Source organism: Shewanella sp. SM55, assembly GCF_025654025.1.
Taxonomy (GTDB): Bacteria; Pseudomonadota; Gammaproteobacteria; order Enterobacterales; family Shewanellaceae; genus Shewanella; species Shewanella oncorhynchi.
This window is the reverse complement of the sequence record NZ_JAKKRS010000018.1, coordinates 57,798-74,059: the sequence shown is the minus strand read 5'-3', so window position 1 is coordinate 74,059 and position 16,262 is coordinate 57,798. Positions and strand designations below refer to the sequence as shown.

At 45.5% G+C, this 16,262-nt stretch carries 14 protein-coding genes; 7 read left to right on the top strand and 7 right to left on the bottom strand.

What is annotated here, in order from left to right; all coding sequences use genetic code 11:
- Positions 1–2,418, top strand: coding sequence for a DNA topoisomerase (ATP-hydrolyzing) subunit B (gene gyrB, locus L5L91_RS19490; protein ID WP_105250805.1), 2,418 nt, complete (start codon positions 1–3; stop codon positions 2,416–2,418).
- Between the two features lie 110 nt (positions 2,419–2,528).
- On the opposite strand, the gene L5L91_RS19485 is transcribed toward gyrB, so the two are convergent.
- Positions 2,529–3,191, bottom strand: coding sequence for a glutathione S-transferase family protein (locus L5L91_RS19485; RefSeq protein ID WP_105250806.1), 663 nt, complete (start codon positions 3,189–3,191; stop codon positions 2,529–2,531).
- Positions 3,192–3,431: 240 nt separating this feature from the next.
- On the opposite strand from L5L91_RS19485, the gene L5L91_RS19480 reads away from it, so the two are divergent.
- The 4 genes from L5L91_RS19480 to L5L91_RS19465 are packed head-to-tail and all read left to right on the top strand — an operon-like array spanning position 3,432 to position 5,677.
- Positions 3,432–3,734 carry a c-type cytochrome gene (locus L5L91_RS19480; protein WP_006083821.1) on the top strand — a complete coding sequence of 101 codons (303 nt, stop codon included), beginning with the start codon at positions 3,432–3,434 and terminating at the stop codon, positions 3,732–3,734.
- Position 3,735: 1 nt separating this feature from the next.
- Positions 3,736–4,962 (top strand): sulfite oxidase, encoded by a 1,227-nt coding sequence (locus L5L91_RS19475; RefSeq protein WP_263237457.1) that lies wholly within the window; start codon positions 3,736–3,738, stop codon positions 4,960–4,962.
- Positions 4,962–5,345: a cytochrome C gene (locus tag L5L91_RS19470; RefSeq protein WP_263237456.1), complete on the top strand. Its 384-nt coding sequence runs from the start codon at positions 4,962–4,964 to the stop codon at positions 5,343–5,345. The genes L5L91_RS19475 and L5L91_RS19470 overlap by 1 nt, the downstream gene beginning before the upstream one ends.
- Positions 5,342–5,677, top strand: a complete 336-nt coding sequence (locus L5L91_RS19465) for a c-type cytochrome (RefSeq protein ID WP_263164815.1) — start codon at positions 5,342–5,344, stop codon at positions 5,675–5,677. Before L5L91_RS19470 ends, L5L91_RS19465 begins: the two co-directional genes overlap by 4 nt.
- A gap of 93 nt (positions 5,678–5,770) precedes the next feature.
- Here the strand turns inward: L5L91_RS19465 and L5L91_RS19460 are convergent, their stop codons facing one another.
- Complete coding sequence (locus L5L91_RS19460; protein WP_263164813.1) at positions 5,771–6,691, bottom strand: biotin-dependent carboxyltransferase family protein; 921 nt, start codon at positions 6,689–6,691, stop codon at positions 5,771–5,773.
- A 333-nt stretch (positions 6,692–7,024) separates the two neighbouring features.
- Between L5L91_RS19460 and L5L91_RS19455 the strand changes: the two genes are divergently transcribed.
- A complete protein-coding gene (locus tag L5L91_RS19455) occupies positions 7,025–8,065 on the top strand; it encodes an HDOD domain-containing protein (RefSeq protein ID WP_263237455.1) in 1,041 nt (346 codons plus the stop codon).
- A 101-nt stretch (positions 8,066–8,166) separates the two neighbouring features.
- On the opposite strand, the gene glyS is transcribed toward L5L91_RS19455, so the two are convergent.
- Together glyS and glyQ are read right to left on the bottom strand one after the other, a co-directional pair.
- Positions 8,167–10,236, bottom strand: coding sequence for a glycine--tRNA ligase subunit beta (gene glyS / locus L5L91_RS19450; protein WP_263196937.1), 2,070 nt, complete (start codon positions 10,234–10,236; stop codon positions 8,167–8,169).
- A 10-nt stretch (positions 10,237–10,246) separates the two neighbouring features.
- Positions 10,247–11,152, bottom strand: a complete 906-nt coding sequence (glyQ, locus tag L5L91_RS19445) for a glycine--tRNA ligase subunit alpha (RefSeq protein ID WP_219235734.1) — start codon at positions 11,150–11,152, stop codon at positions 10,247–10,249.
- Positions 11,153–11,269: 117 nt separating this feature from the next.
- On the opposite strand from glyQ, the gene L5L91_RS19440 reads away from it, so the two are divergent.
- A complete protein-coding gene (locus L5L91_RS19440) occupies positions 11,270–11,860 on the top strand; it encodes a DNA-3-methyladenine glycosylase I (protein WP_263164809.1) in 591 nt (196 codons plus the stop codon).
- A 170-nt stretch (positions 11,861–12,030) separates the two neighbouring features.
- Here L5L91_RS19440 and L5L91_RS19435 read toward each other — a convergent pair whose 3' ends face one another.
- From L5L91_RS19435 to tusA, 3 genes are all read right to left on the bottom strand, one after another.
- A complete protein-coding gene (locus L5L91_RS19435; protein ID WP_263237453.1) occupies positions 12,031–15,219 on the bottom strand; it encodes an amidohydrolase family protein in 3,189 nt (1,062 codons plus the stop codon).
- Positions 15,220–15,463: 244 nt separating this feature from the next.
- The gene (locus L5L91_RS19430) at positions 15,464–15,910 is read right to left on the bottom strand and encodes an MOSC domain-containing protein (protein WP_263237451.1); all 447 of its coding nucleotides are present in this window, start codon (positions 15,908–15,910) and stop codon (positions 15,464–15,466) included.
- Positions 15,911–15,958: 48 nt separating this feature from the next.
- Complete coding sequence (gene tusA / locus L5L91_RS19425) at positions 15,959–16,204, bottom strand: sulfurtransferase TusA (protein WP_168827595.1); 246 nt, start codon at positions 16,202–16,204, stop codon at positions 15,959–15,961.
- Positions 16,205–16,262 lie beyond the last annotated feature (58 nt).

Below are 16,262 nucleotides of genomic sequence, written 5' to 3'. Positions count from 1 at the left end.
ATGTCAGAGAATAGTTACGATTCTTCGAGTATTAAGGTCCTTAAGGGCCTTGATGCAGTACGTAAGAGACCTGGGATGTATATTGGTGACACCGACGACGGTACGGGTCTACATCATATGGTGTTCGAAGTAGTCGATAACTCTATCGATGAAGCCTTAGCCGGCCACTGTAGCGATATTACGATTACTATCCATGTAGATGGTTCGGTTTCTGTTAAGGATGACGGCCGTGGTATTCCGGTCTCTATCCATGAGGAAGAAGGCGTATCGGCGGCAGAAGTTATTATGACGGTATTGCATGCCGGCGGTAAGTTCGACGATAACTCCTATAAAGTGTCTGGCGGTCTCCACGGCGTGGGTGTATCGGTTGTAAACGCTTTATCTAAAAAGCTGCAAATGACCATTCGTCGTGCTGGCAAAGTATACGAGCAGTTTTATACTCACGGTGTGCCTGATGCGCCGATCAAAGAGATTGGTGATGCAACCAAAACCGGTACTGAAATCCGTTTTTGGCCAAGTGAAGATACCTTCAGCGATGTTGAGTTTCACTTTGAAATTCTGGCAAAGCGTGTGCGTGAACTGTCTTTCCTTAACTCAGGCGTGGGTATTCGTCTGGTTGATGAACGCGACAATAAAAATGAATTTTTCAAATACGAAGGCGGGATTAGCGCATTCGTCGATTACCTGAACCGTAATAAAACGCCAGTCAACAAAGATGTATTCCACTTTATGCAAGAACGTGAAGATGGCATTACCGTTGAAGTGGCTATGCAGTGGAATGACGGTTATCAGGAAAATATTTTCTGTTTTACCAACAACATCCCACAGCGTGATGGTGGTACTCACTTAGTCGGTTTCCGTAGTGCGTTGACACGTAACCTCAACAGCTACATGGAAAACGAAGGTTATAACAAGAAAGGCAAAACCAGCGCGACTGGCGACGATGCCCGCGAAGGCTTGACTGCCGTTATCTCTGTTAAAGTGCCAGATCCAAAGTTCAGCTCGCAAACCAAAGACAAACTGGTTTCTAGTGAAGTGAAAACCGCGGTTGAACAAACCATGGGTGAGAAGCTGAACGATTATCTGCTGGAAAACCCAGCTGATGCGAAGTTGATCGTCGGTAAGATTGTCGATGCTGCCCGTGCCCGTGAAGCGGCGCGTAAAGCTCGTGAAATGACCCGTCGTAAAGGCGCACTCGATTTAGGTGGTTTGCCAGGTAAGCTGGCCGATTGCCAAGAAAAAGATCCTGGTCTTTCAGAAATTTACATAGTGGAAGGTGACTCTGCTGGCGGTAGTGCTAAGCAGGGACGTAACCGTAAGAACCAAGCGATTTTGCCACTGAAAGGTAAAATTCTAAACGTTGAGAAGGCCCGCTTCGATAAGATGTTGTCTTCTCAAGAAGTGGCCACACTGATCACGGCACTTGGCTGTGGTATTGGTCGCGACGAATATAACCCAGATAAAACCCGTTATCACAACATCATCATCATGACGGATGCTGACGTCGACGGCTCGCACATTCGTACTTTGCTGTTGACCTTCTTCTTCCGTCAAATGCCTGAATTGATTGAACGTGGTTATGTGTATATTGCTCAACCGCCTTTATTTAAAGTGAAAAAGGGCAAGCAAGAACAGTATTTGAAAGATGAGCCAGCATTGACTCAATACCTCACGACTCAAGCATTGGATGGCACTGTTGTGTATCCAACGCAAGGTGCGATTGGTATGTCAGGTGAGCCGTTAGAGCGTTTAGTGACTCAGTATCGTGAAGTGGAAGCCATTGTGGCCCGTTTAGAGCAGCGCTATCCAACGCACATTACTAACCGTATGCTTTACCACCCAATGATCACCAACGATATGTTGGCCGATGAAGGCAAGATGAAAGAGTGGATCGATGCCTTTATCCATGAGCTGGTGGAAATGGAAAACAGCGGTGTACTGTATTCTGCTGAGCCGATTCTCGATCCTGAGCGTAAAGTGTATCTGCCTAAGATCACCATTCGTAAGCACGGTATCGATACTAACTATCTGTTTACTTATGACTTCTTCCAATCAAGCGATTATCAACGTATCGGTAAGTTAGGTGCGGCGTTAGATGGCATGATTGAAGAAGGCGGCTATGTACAACGCGGCGATCGTGTTAAAGAAGTCGGCAGCTTCCTCGAAGCGCTAGATTGGACGATTTCTGAAGCCAAACGCGGCTTATACATTCAACGTTATAAAGGATTGGGTGAGATGAACCCTGAGCAATTGTGGGAAACTACAATGGATCCTGAATCACGCCGTATGTTGCAAGTCACGATCGATGATGCTGTGGGTGCCGATCAGTTGTTCACTTGTTTGATGGGTGATCAAGTTGAACCTCGTCGTGAGTTCATCGAAGCGAACGCATTGAACGTGGCTAACTTAGACGTTTAATGCTAGATGTATAATATTAGACGTGTAATGCGTGTTAAGACTCGCGTTAGTACTTGAATGATTAAGGGAAAGCCAAGGCTTTCCCTTTTTTATCTCTATGATTTATCTCTTTATCGATCAATACCCGCTTCATCCGCTGCAACAATTTCAGTCTCTGCTTTAGCCGCATTAATCCACGCCTGCATTTCCGGACAGCTGATCACATGCTGCATATAGGCACGGCTTGCCTGCGAGACTTCAATATCGTAGGTAAGAAAACGCATAACCACAGGGGCAAACATCATGTCGGCAATCGACCATTGGCCAAATAACCAAGTACCTTCCGCATGTGATGGGGCAAACTCGGCCATTTGTGCTGACCAAATCGCATCGATGCGCTCAATGTCTTTGCGGACCGCATCAGTGAGCTCAACATAGCGCCTCGCGCGTATGTTCATTGGTAGAGCGTTACGCACGGCATTAAAGCCTGAATGCATTTCACTGGCAATCGATCTGGCCTTGGCTTTTTGTTTAGGATCTTGCGGCCATGCGCTACCTGCAAGATAGGTGTCGTTGAGATATTCGCAAATCGAAAGTGAATCCCATACCGTAATGTCACCATCGACTAATGTCGGTACTTTTAAAGTCGGCGAAATGGCTTTGAGTTGCTGATAGAAGCTGTCGGTATCGAGTTGCAGTAATACTTCGTTGAACTGCACGCCAGATTTTGCGGCCATAAACCAAGCCCGCAGTGACCAGCTAGAGTAGTTTTTATTGCCAATATAAAGATCCATTGTTTGTCCTTGAGTGAAATGCCGAGTGTTTCTGCAAAGCTACTATATGGACTCATTTCACCTATGACTAATGAATATTTTACCCTTTCTACATCCGCTAATACGCGTCATTTCTCTTGAGCTTACGAGTCACTTTTATTGAATTTAAACGACCCACAGCATTGAGATAATTTAACCATATCTTAATTACTTTGCTCGATGGATTCTGTCGAGATAAAGGCTAATTGGCGAGATAAATGGATGTGGCAGCGAGTGATTTACCCCGTAAGTGCACTGATTTTTATGCTATCGGCGGTGGCAAACGCCGATGAGGCAAATAAGTTATTGAATATGTGTAAGGCCTGTCATGGCGAGTCCGGTGTGAGTCGTTTTGAGCATATTCCTAATATCGGATGGCAAAACTCAGAATACCTATTGAAGCAACTGCGAGCCTTTAAGGCGGGGAATCGCCAAGATCCCACTATGACTAAAGTCGCCCAACTCTTGACTGAGGCTGATATGCAGCTGATGGCGGATTACTTTTACCTCGGAAAGGATAAATAACATGGATCTTAATCGTCGGGTTTTTATTAAAGGTGCGGTAGCGACGTCTGTGTTATCAGCTTTACCCGTTAAGTGGGTATTTGCCGAACAGCTTCCCGCAGCCGTCACTCCTCTGGATATATCAGCATTAACTTGGACTAAGGCAGATGACTTACCGAGTTATTTCAAAGTGTTAAACACTCATCCACTGAATGCGTTTCCGCCGGAGCATAAGCTCGCTCCTGCCGTGACGCCTGCAGATGCCTCGTTTATCCGTTGGAATGGCATAGTGCCTGACTTTAAGGCGTTAGATGCTAAAACTTGGACTTTTCAAGTGGATGGTGAGTCTGTAATCACCCCAAAAACCTACACAATTGATGAACTTAAGCGTCGCTTTAAGCATTACACATTGCAGTTGCTGATTGAATGTGGCGGTAATAGTCGCTCTGGCTTTTTTCCTAGAACTAAGGGTAATCAGTGGAATAATGCCGGCGTATTTTGCTCCGAGTGGACAGGTGTCTTAGTGAGTGATGTGCTTAAGGATTGCGGTATTAAATCTGATGCTGTTTACACAGGCCATCACGGTGTTGATCGGCATTTGAGCGGCAAAGGTGAGGCGATTTCACGCGGCGTACCAATAAAGGCGGCGCTTGAAGAGCTTGGGCTTATTGCATGGTCGATGAATGGTGAGGACATTCCTTATCTACATGGATATCCCTTACGTATTGTGTTTGGTGGACGGCCGGGCTCCGTTTCGCAAAAAGCGGCGACGGGGATCAGTGTGCGTAATAAAGTTCATGATGGACATAAAATGGAAGCACCAGCGTATCAACTCCCTAAATATCCGATAGCGCCAGGTGAGTCTGTTGATGATAAAGACTATAAAATCATTGAAGAAATGATAGTGAAGTCATTGATCACTCAACCCCAATCTGGAACCGAATTAGCTGTGGGTCAAAAGATGACTATCGCAGGTCATGCTTGGGCGGGATTGCGGGAAGTGGTTAAGGTGGAAGTCAGTTACGATTATGGCACCCGTTGGTTTGCCGCTGAATTAGAAAAACCTAAAAACATAACAGCATGGCAGCAATGGAAGATTGAATTGCAATTACCGTCGCAGGGTTATTATGAAATCTGGGCCAAAGCGACCGATAGTGAAGGTGATAGTCAGCCTGTCGTACAACCGCAATGGAATCCTAAGGGATATATGTTTAACGGCTGCCACCGTATTGCCGTTAGGGTGGTGTGATGAAGTCGCATATCAATAAACTGATATTGCTTGGGCTAGTGGCATCCAGTATTTCGCTAGCCGCTGAGTATCCAGTGGACCCTAAATCGGGTTTGATCATGGCTCCTAGCTGGGAGTTAGTGAACTATCAATGTAATGCCTGCCATACCAGTATGATAGTCGTGCAAAACCACGGCGATAAAGCCTTTTGGAAAGAGACTTTGCAGTGGATGATAGACACTCAGGGTTTATGGGACTTGTCGGATACTTGGGAGCCCACCTTGAGTTATCTAAGCACTCATTATGGGCAGGCTGAAATGGATATGACGATCTTCAGACGTCTACCTTTAGAACCGAACCTGCAGCCTGTGCTAGTTAACCCTTTCCCTAAGGAACCAAAATGAAAGCGATTATCATAAGTTTGATTGCGCTATGTGGCTTATCCACAGAGGTTAATGGAGAGGTTTATCAAGCAGATATAGAGCGAGGTCAGGCATTGGCTACAGCACAGTGTGAGTCATGCCATGGCAATGCGGTGATCGCTATGGCCAAGCAATTCCCAAACTTAAAGGGACAAAAATTAGCTTATCTTAATAAACAGCTCGTCGATTTTAAAACCGGTTTACGACTCGAACCTTTGATGCAATCACAAGTCAGCGCGTTAAGCTCTGAGCAATTACAAGATGTGGCGCTGTTTTATAGCCAGCAAGTTACACCGAACCTAAGTGCGAATTAGCACGAGCATAGTGTGTTATTTGAATTAAACCGATATAGGGTTTAGTAGGGAATACGGGGTGATATTTTGTAGATTTGATTATGCAGTGGTTCGTTAACCTAGGCTACGTTGTAGTCGGTAGAAGTAGTCATGCCATTCCGCTTGCGCCGTTGCCGCTTGTTCATCGTCAACCAATTCGAATTTAACTGTCTGCCCTGGGCGAGTTTGGGCAAGCTTCCAAAGATCGGCTTCAATAATTACGGCTATTTGCGGATGACTGCTGGTGGTCTGCGCATCGGCAAGTAACACGAGTGGTTGCCCTGAAGCGGAGACTTGAACCACTCCGGGGGTGACTGTGTGTGATTGTACAGGGAATGGCTTCGCCAATGTTAACGTATCACCTTTGAGTATTGCACTCGCACGATCACTTTCAGCTGAAAGTTGCCACTGTGTTTGCCAGAATATTTGCTGAGATTTCAACGAGAAGGCTTGGGTGTGCTTTGTTGCGAGTGCGCGAATATGCCCATTCCAACTTTTTTGAATTGCGCCAACTTGCCTTCTTAGTGGATGAGCGGAACCTAAGGTCAGGTTATCGCCAGCTTCTAATGCGCGGCCATGAAATCCACCGATACCTGAGGTTAAATCAGTTGCAGCAGAATCCATCACTAACGGCACTTTAACGCCGCCGTCAACCGCAACATAGGCACGCATGCCTTTATTTCCCCCTCTAAGACTGAGTTTTTGTCCTGCCTTAATGGAGTAGCGCCAGCCGCAAACTATGGGTTTATTGTCTATGCGGGCATCGAAATCGGCACCCGTTAAGGCAATCCAAGCATCGCGTTTAAACAAAAAAATCGATTGTCCGAAGGTCAATTCCAGTACGGGTGTATTGTCTGGATTTGAGAGTAGGCGGTTTGCTAAACACAGTGCAGGTCTATCTAAGGCACCAGCTTGGGTTACGCCTAAATGTCGATATCCCATGCGTCCGATATCTTGAACTGTGGTTAGTGCACCCGCTTTTATTACCTCGATCATCAAATTTTCCGTTGTTAGCTCGCGAGTAGATTGTTAATCAATTAAAGGGAGACAAAATATGTATCCCTTTAGGAATGGTAGGCGTATTGTCAGTTAAATGATGCTGAAATGTAAGTTTTTTGAGGTTTCAACTTGTAACCAAGATTGTCTTTGTAAAAGCAGTAATGGTGGGATAGAAGAAGTCCGAAATGAATTGAATATGTTACACTTAAGCTAAGTATTAGCCTGTCTACAATGTCTTAATACACGGCTTGAGCTGATCAAAATGGATTTATGATGGGCAATATTTAACTGACTTTTTAACAATTATTTATAATGACAGGTTGATGCTTCTTGATTAAATCACTTTTTAATAAACTCTTTAATATTCGCGATACGGCGACCGTTGAGAGACCCAAAAGTTTTTCAACGACGGACTTAGGTAAGTCGCTTGAACCTGCGCGAAAGCCTGCTAAACCTCTCGAAGACATTAGCGTGGTATCTGTCGATTTATCTGCACTCTTTTATAGTTTGTTATTTCCGACACGGGTTAAGGACACTGGCGGTGTAGCGAATAATCTTGAACGTAGAGTCATGGCGGAGATAGAGCAGGCCTTGGCATCGCCACAAGTGATCGCCGAGAAAGTGTTAAAGCTGCCGTCAAAGGTATTGGAATTAGATCGTATGCTGGCCGATCCTCAGTTTGATATTAAGGATCTATTAGCGCTTATTGAGCGAGATCCTTTATTGAGTGTGGAGGTGCTTAAGCTGTGTAATTCTCCCGCGTTTAAACGTAGCGATAGGGATATCACCAGTTTACAGCAGGCTTTGGTACAGCTTGGCCGCGAACAGTTGAGAAAATTTGTCACTACTTGTTTAGTGCGTGAAATGTTGGATATTAAACCAATCTATTTCCGTCGTTTTGGGGCTGAAATTTGGCGCCATTCGATGCAGGTTGCTTTTCTTGCCAGTGAGTTAAGCGATGAAGATCAAGATACGGCTTTTTTATTGGGCTTATTACACGATGTCGGCAAGTTGGCCATTTTTAAAATGCTTCTCGATGCATTTGTACAGGCAGAGCCGGGAGAACAGCCTAATTCTGGATTATTTAGACAAGTGATGACGACGAAATCGTTAACCTTGAGTTCATTGCTTGCTAAGTATTGGCAGTTACCCAATACCTTTGAAACAGAATTAGACAAGCTCGCCAGTGTAAACTCGCGCCCGCAAGCGGGGCTCGCCGCTGTGGTGTGGCGGGCGAATGTGATTAGCGAGATTTCTATGCTGCATCAAGCAGGGCAATTGTCCCCTGAGATACTGGCGAATTTACTGCAGCAAGTTAACTTAGATCAAACTCAATTTGATGGCTTACATCAAAAACTGACGCAGTTTTGATTGGGCAATTTAATACGTTTGGTATAAGAAATCAGGACAATAAAAAACGCGCTATGAAGCGCGTTTTTTATAAAGCGATAATTTTATAAACCTTAGTATCGTTATTGCAGTAGTGATATATCTGCTACGTGCAGGAACTGCTCGCGTAGATTATTCAACAATGCTAAACGATTGTTTTTCAAAGCTTCATCATCCGCCATAACCATTACATCTTCGAAGAACTGATCCACGCTTTCACGTAGGGCAGCTAACAAAGTTAAGGCCTGTTGGTAATCTGCATTGGCAAACAAAGGTGCCAACTGTGGTTGCAGCTCGTTCAACTTGGCCGCCAATGCTTGCTCTGCGGCTTCGGTCAACAAACTTGCATTGATGGTTGTTGGTAAAGCGCCTTCAATCTTAGCCAGAATGTTGGATACCCGTTTGTTCGCTGCTGCAAGTGCGCCAGAAGCTTCTAGGCTTCTAAAGTGTGATACCGCATTGATACGACTATCAAAATCAGCTGGGCGTGTTGGGCGACGTGCTAGCACGGCTAAGATCACATCAACACCAATGCCTTTATCTTGATACCAAGCGCGGAAGCGAGCCATTAAGAACTCTAACACTTCGTCGCTTGCATTGGCGTTGCTTAAGTTAGTACCGTGGAGCTCCTGAGCTTTAGCAATCAGCGTTACTAAGTCCAGTGGCAGTTTGTTCTCTACGATAATACGCAGCACACCAATGGCGGCACGGCGTAGGGCAAAGGGATCGGCTGCGCCTTTTGGTGCTTGGCCAATACCAAAGATACCGACTAAAGTATCGAGCTTATCTGCTAATGCGACTGCGCAAGATACGCCAGCACTAGGCACTGTATCGCCAGAGAACTTAGGCTTGTATTGCTCTTCCATTGCAACCGCAACGGCTTCGGTTTCACCATCGAGGCGGGCGTAGTGCATGCCCATAGTGCCTTGAGTGTCGGTAAACTCCATCACCATATTGGTCATCAAATCGGTTTTAGATAACAAACCTGCACGGGCTGCATCAACCGCATTCGCGCCAGTTTGTCCGGCAATAAAGGCGGCTAGAGCAGAAATACGATTCACTTTGTCTTTTAAGGTACCGAGCTGCTGTTGGAACAGGACGGTTTCTAGGCTAGGTAAACGCGATTCCAGCGTGTGTTTTTTATCGGTATTAAAAAAGAACTCGGCGTCGGCAAGACGTGGGCGAACGACTTTCTCGTTACCTGAGATAATTTGCGCGGGATCTTTAGATTCTATATTGGCCACAAAGATAAAGTTTGGCAGTAACTTGCCTGCATTATCAAAGACTGGGAAGTATTTTTGGTCGCCTTTCATGGTATAGACCAAAGCTTCAGACGGTACACTTAAGAATTTTTCTTCGAAGCTAGCGGTCAATACCACAGGCCATTCAACCAAAGAGGTGACCTCTTCAAGCAGGCTATCTTCGATATCGGCTGTGCCACCAATCTTAGCGGCAGCTTTTTCGGCATCGGCTTTAATTAACGCTTTACGGCTTTCGTAATCGGCGATGACTTTGCCTTTTTCTTTTAGGTCGGCAAGGTAGTGATCTGCATGGGCTAATTCAAACTGCTTGAGTCCCATAAAGCGGTGACCGCGAACAGTGCGTGCCGATTTGATACCCAGCAATTCACCTTCAATCAACTCACTGCCTAACAACATAGTCGCGGTGTGCACAGGGCGAATAAATTGGGTTTTATTATTGCCCCAGCGCATTGGCTTAGGAATGGGCAATTTATCGAGTGCACGTTGAGCCATAGCAGCGATCAAACTTTTGGTTTCGACGCCTTCAACTTTGGCGTTATGGACTAACCATTCGCCTTTATCTGTAACTAAACGTTCGGCTTGTTCAACAGTAATACCATTACCACGTGCCCAACCTTCAGCGGCTTTCGTCGGTTTGCCTTCAGCATCAAATGCTGAACTCACGGCGGGGCCGCGTTTTTCAACCACTTTGTCAGCTTGTGCAAGGGCAAGTTCAGTGACGTTAATTGCCAGACGACGTGGCGCTGCGTACCAAACGGCTGAGCTGAACGCTAAATCGGCTTTGGTGAGTTCTTCAGTAAAGTTAGCTAAAAAGGATTCAGCCAGTTTACGTAGTGACTTAGGTGGTAATTCTTCCGTGCCTAACTCTATGAGTAAGTTTTCAAAATTCATGTTTTTACCTCTACTTACACATTGGGAAGCCAAGCGCTTCGCGTGCCTGATAATAAGATTCAGCGACCGCTTTCGCCATAGTACGAACGCGTAAGATGTAGCGTTGGCGCTCGGTAACTGAAATGGCATGGCGGGCATCGAGCAGGTTGAAGGCGTGTGAGGCTTTCATCACTTGCTCGTATGCGGGCAGAGGTAAAGGTTTTTCTAGCGACAATAAATGCTGACACATTTTTTCGCACTGATCGAACAGGGTGAACATAAAGTCCACATCGGCGTGCTCGAAGTTATAGGTCGATTGCTCGACTTCATTTTGATGGAACACATCACCATAGGTGATGCGGCCCAGTGGACCATCGGTCCATACGAGATCATAAACACTATCTACGCCTTGGATATACATGGCCAGACGCTCTAGGCCATAGGTGATTTCACCTGTGACTGGGCTGCATTCGATGCCGCCAACCTGTTGGAAGTACGTAAACTGAGTCACTTCCATACCATTAAGCCAAACTTCCCAGCCTAAGCCCCAAGCACCTAGTGTTGGTGATTCCCAGTTATCTTCCACAAAGCGGATATCGTGGATTTGAGTATCAATACCCAGTGCTTGCAGTGAGCCTAAATACAGCTCTTGAATATTGTCAGGAGAAGGCTTCAACACGACTTGGAATTGGTAGTAGTGCTGCAGACGGTTAGGGTTTTCACCGTAACGACCATCCGTAGGGCGGCGCGATGGCTGCACATAGGCACTGCTCATAGGTTCAGGCCCTAAAGAACGTAGGAAAGTTTGTGGGTGGAATGTACCCGCGCCGACTTCCATATCTAAAGGTTGAACAATTGCACAGCCTTGCTGTGCCCAATATTCCTGCAGGGTGAGAATGAAACCCTGAAATGTTTTTACGTCGTGTTTTGTCGTCATGTCTACTTGTCTACTGCCGTCAGCCTGAATAGAAAATGGGTTCGATTATACCTTGTAGATATCTGCTTATGTAGGTTATTTTTTACCTTCTTAATTAAAACAATAAGGTTATATACCATGGAAGAGATCCGCTGTGGCTGGGTAAGTGATGATCCCTTGTATCGTGAGTATCACGACAAAGTGTGGGGGCGACCTGTTTATGATCCAAAGGAGCTGTTTGCTAAGTTGTGTTTAGATGGTCAACAGGCCGGATTATCTTGGATAACTATCCTGAAGAAGCAACAAAATTATGAACAGGCCTTTGCTAATTTTGAACCTGAGATTATTGCGACTTTTGATGAGGCGAAAGTGGAGGAGCTCATGTTGAATCCCGGTATAGTGCGCAACCGCTTGAAGGTGAATTCTATCATCAAGAATGCCAAAGGTTATTTAGCCTATACTGCCGATGGGAAGGATTTCTCTGCATTTTTATGGAGTTTTGTGGGCGGTAAACCCATAGTTAATCAGATTAGGGCAATGTCGCAGGTTTCGGCACAAACACCAGAATCTGAAGCCATGTCAAAAGCGTTGAAGAAACTCGGATTCAATTTTGTCGGCCCAACCATTTGTTATGCCTTTATGCAGGCGGTGGGTATGGTGAACGATCATCTTGTCGAGTGTGTTGCTTATCAGGCCTGTGTCGATTCCTGTGCTGAGCATAGCCACTAGAATCATTAATCGTTGGGCTGACTGATATTAAAGAAAACTCTTGTAGAGTATCCAAATACAAAAAAGCATGTTCCACGTGGAACATGCTTTTTGAGCTTCGCTGGAACTCATCTTGTTAAACTTAAACGGTCTCAACAGGAAAGCTATTCTCCTAGACTTGAAAGTTGCCCTTAGAGTTTCTCAAAGAAAAACGGCTTACGCTGTTCTTTATCCCCATTAAGTTCCTTCATAGTCTCTGCATCAAATAACTTACCATTGACCATAGTATGAGTGACTCTGTCGGTGACGCGAATGTCGGCTAATGGATCACCATCAATAACGATCAAGTCTGCGAGCTTACCTTCTTTGATAGAACCGAGTTGCTGCTCCATGCTAAAGGTCGTCGCTGGATTAATGGTGGCCGTTTTCAACACTTCCATATTGCTCATGCCGCCTTGGGCAAACATCCACATTTCCCAATGTGCCGCTAAACCTTCACGTTGACCGTGGGCGCCAATATTTGGGTGAACCCCTAACTTATTGAGCTCGTTAGCAACCTTAGCAACATTGAAATGATTGTAGTGGCTCTCTGGTGCATGGGGGCGTCGCATTGATCTTGCTTGTAAAATATCGGCTGGCACATACATGGATAGGCGTGGATGTGCCCACACATCGGTTTTATCATACCAGTAGTTTTCACCAGAAATACCACCATAGGCAACCACTAAGGTTGGCGTGTAACCAACTTGAGTCTGGCTCCAAAACTGTTTGATATCGTTATAGATTGAACCAACGGGGAGTGAGTGCTCAATCGTAGTATGTCCATCGGCGACCATGCTTAAATTATGTTGCAGCAAGCTGCCACCTTCAGGCACGACCATCATTTCGAGTTCACGTGCTGCGGCTATGACTTGCTGTCTCTGATTGCGGCGCGGTTGGTTATAGCTTTTTACGCTAAAGGCTCCAACTTTTTTCAGGCGTTCAAGATGGAATTTGGCATCATCTAGTGAGTCTATGTGCGATGTGTAGCCAGGCGCATTGGCACCATAAAGTATGGTGCCGGTGGAGAATATTCGTGGGCCAACAATATTACCTGCTTTTTGTTGCTCAGATGCGGCAAAGATTTCTGTGGTGTCATTCGAGGGATCGTGAATCGTGGTGACACCCAAGGATAAGCCTGAATACAGCGCCCAGTTCTGTTGTGGCACAATTTCATCATCTGCTTGCGGTCCATGGGCATGGGCATCGAATAGTCCTGGCATAATGGATTTGCCTTTGATGTCGATGATCTGCGCATCCTTAGGAATCGCAACATTGGCATCGCCTACGGCGACAATATGATTGTCTTTAACTATGACCACACCATTATCAATCACTTGGTCATTTTCCATCGTAATCACTTTGCCACCGATGAAGGCGATTGTTCCACGTGGAACATCGGCCTTTTCGGTAAAGCCTAAATCGATAATGCTTGGTTGTGCCTTTTCATCTTTGTCGCGATATTGAGTGTCAACCTTGGCTTGGTACAACTCGGGGCCAAGAGTCCAATAGAGTTGGTCGCTTTTACTGTTCCAACTGATACTTTCGCCCGCACGGGCACTCAATTGGCTTACAGGTAGGTTGCTGGCATTGGGGCCAATCTCAACTGTCTCGCCGTGTTTAGCAAAAGGTGTTACCCAAACTTTAAAGCGTTCAGCAAAGGCGAGTTGCTCACCATCGGGTGAAACCCTAAATTCAGTTGCATGTTTGCTGCTGTAATGAACCCGCTTATCGAAGCCGTCTAAGTTGATGGATGATAACTGCGGCGTTTCATCTTCGCTGCTATTCATAAAAAAGATGCGATCGGCATTGGCACCGAATTGAGCTTGATAGCCATCGGTACTGATCTTGCTATTTTGTTTACCTTTAATATCGACTTTATATAGCCCGGGCTCCTGCGACCAAGTTCTTGGTGTGAGGTTACCGCCTTGAGTTTTACGATACACTACGAGTTCACCATTGGGTGAAAAGGTGGGTTCGACATACTTTCCTGGTTCAGATGTTAGCTGCTTAGGTTTGCCACCTTTGGCGCTAATCACTTGTACTGTGCCTTGGTCTTGGTCATTCCAAGTGGTGAAAACAATATTTTTACCATCGCGCGACCATTGGGGATAAAGTTCTGCAATATTTTTGTCTAGATCAGTTAAGCGCGACATTCTGCCATCGGGTAAGGATTTTAACCAAATTTTCCCCAGTGCTTCGAAGGCGACTTTGCTACCATCCGGTGAGACTTGCGCCATACGTAGCATTTTTACATCGAAAACGTCTTTATCGATATCTTGCTTAAAGCGCACCGAGGGTTGTATGGCTAACTCAGTTTTTACACTAAAGGGGATATCTGTGAGTGTTTTATTGGCAACATTCAGACGATTAATTTTTCCCTTAGCCCAGAAGAAAATATCCTTGTTATCTTGTGTCCATGCCATTGTTGGATAGACGCCATGAATGGCCCAAGTCTCTTGCATATCACGGTCAAGTTCGCCAAACAGTTTAGTCGTCTCTCCCGACTTAAGGTCGAGTAGGTAGAGTGATGACTGAAAATCATCGCGCTTAATATAGGCGAGCTTAGTGCCGTCTGGGCTCGGCGTTGGCCGAATTGCACCACCCGTGCCTTCGATTAATACTTCAATCTCACCAGTTTGAGTATCGTAGCGTTTTATTTTGTAGATACCGTTGACCGAATCCTTTGAGTAATGGAATGTTTTACCCGGCGTGTCATCTTGGCTAAAGTAGATATAGCGACCATCGGGTGAATACGCGGGTTCACCTAAATCTTTCTCATCATTAGGACGCTCGGTCAATTTAACGCCTTCACCACCCGCAACGTGGTATAGCCACACTTCGCCCGCACCCAAACTACGACTGGCGGTAAAGTGCTTACGGGCAACCAGATACTGGGAGTCTGGGCTCCAAGCTGGACTGTTTAGCAGCCTGAAGGTTTCTTGGGTAACTGTTCTTGGGTTTTTACCATCAGCATCCATAATCCAAATGTTATCACCACCATCACCATCGGACGTAAAAGCAATGTGCTTGCCATCAGGGCTATAGACGGGCTGCATCTGCCAAGCTATGCCTTGGGCTAATGGCTTAGCTTCACCGCCTGTTACTGGAATTTGGTAGATGTCACCGAGTAAGTCGAAGACGATATGCTTACCATCTGGACTGACACTTAAGTTCATCCAAGTGCCTTCATTAACATCAACTTTGACTTGCACTAAGGGAGCATTCGCTGGAGCGTTAACATTCCAAGTCGATTCTTTCGTTTCTGTGGCGTTAACTGCGAGGGTATTCATCCCAAGAGTGAGGGCAATATAAAGCGGGGTAAGTTTAGAGTTAAACATGTCACTTCCTGTTATCGTTCTTATGGGCTACATGATCGGTATTAATCACAAGATAAAGTTTTGTTAATACTTGGTGTAGTTATCGCATAAATAGATAGGAAGGAAAACGTAAATACTGTTTCAATTGATGTTCGAGCTAGAAAGCTGATATTTATATTAGGATTGGGACAACAGAAATAGAACCAAGTTATTTGGTTCTATTTATAGAGGAGTATGGAGAACTAGCTGAGATAGGCTGATTGGATTAGCTAGGAAAGAAAATTGCTATCTCATCACCTAGGTGGATCATGGCATCATTTAATACCCTGCATGTTACACCTCCTCGCCAATCTGGGGTGAGTGCGGCTTCTAAACCAACATGTGCAATTTCCATTTTTTTACAAGGATCGGTCTCACCTGTAATTTCAAGTAGTAACTCACCAATTTGTAAATGTTTACCAACATCTGCACTGCTAAATACTAGACCATCAACGAGCAGATTTACTCTGCGAGTCGTCCAAGGCAATTCTGCCTCGATAGCACGACAGGCTTGTTGCCATTGTAGTTTGGAAAGCACAGTGACTTGGCGTTTGCCAGGACGACCAAATACATCTTTCTCTACACCATTTAACTGGGTGACATTGGCACAGAGAACCTCATTCATTGGGCCGCGCTTTACAGTTTTATAGGCAATTGCCAGCAGTTTTGGCATAGTCCCTCACATCCTTTTTTAATGATTAAGTCGCTAAAACGATACGACTTAAAGTCCTTTTTTGATCAAATATTGGTATGGCGTCTGAGCCGTTTCGCTGGCGATAAGGGTGTGATCCATAAACTCACAGAAGCTTGGAATATCGCGTGTCGTTGCAGGGTCATCGGCAATGATCAGTAGTGTCTCGCCTGCAGCCATTTGTCTTACCGTTTTACGCACCATCATTACAGGTTCTGGGCAACGTAAGCCTATTGCATCGAGCCTATGCTGTGCGGTTGAGAAAGCGTCGTTCATATTACCTCTACTGAACGGTTAAGCAGAATTAGCTAATGTTACTCCAGCCCCCATGATA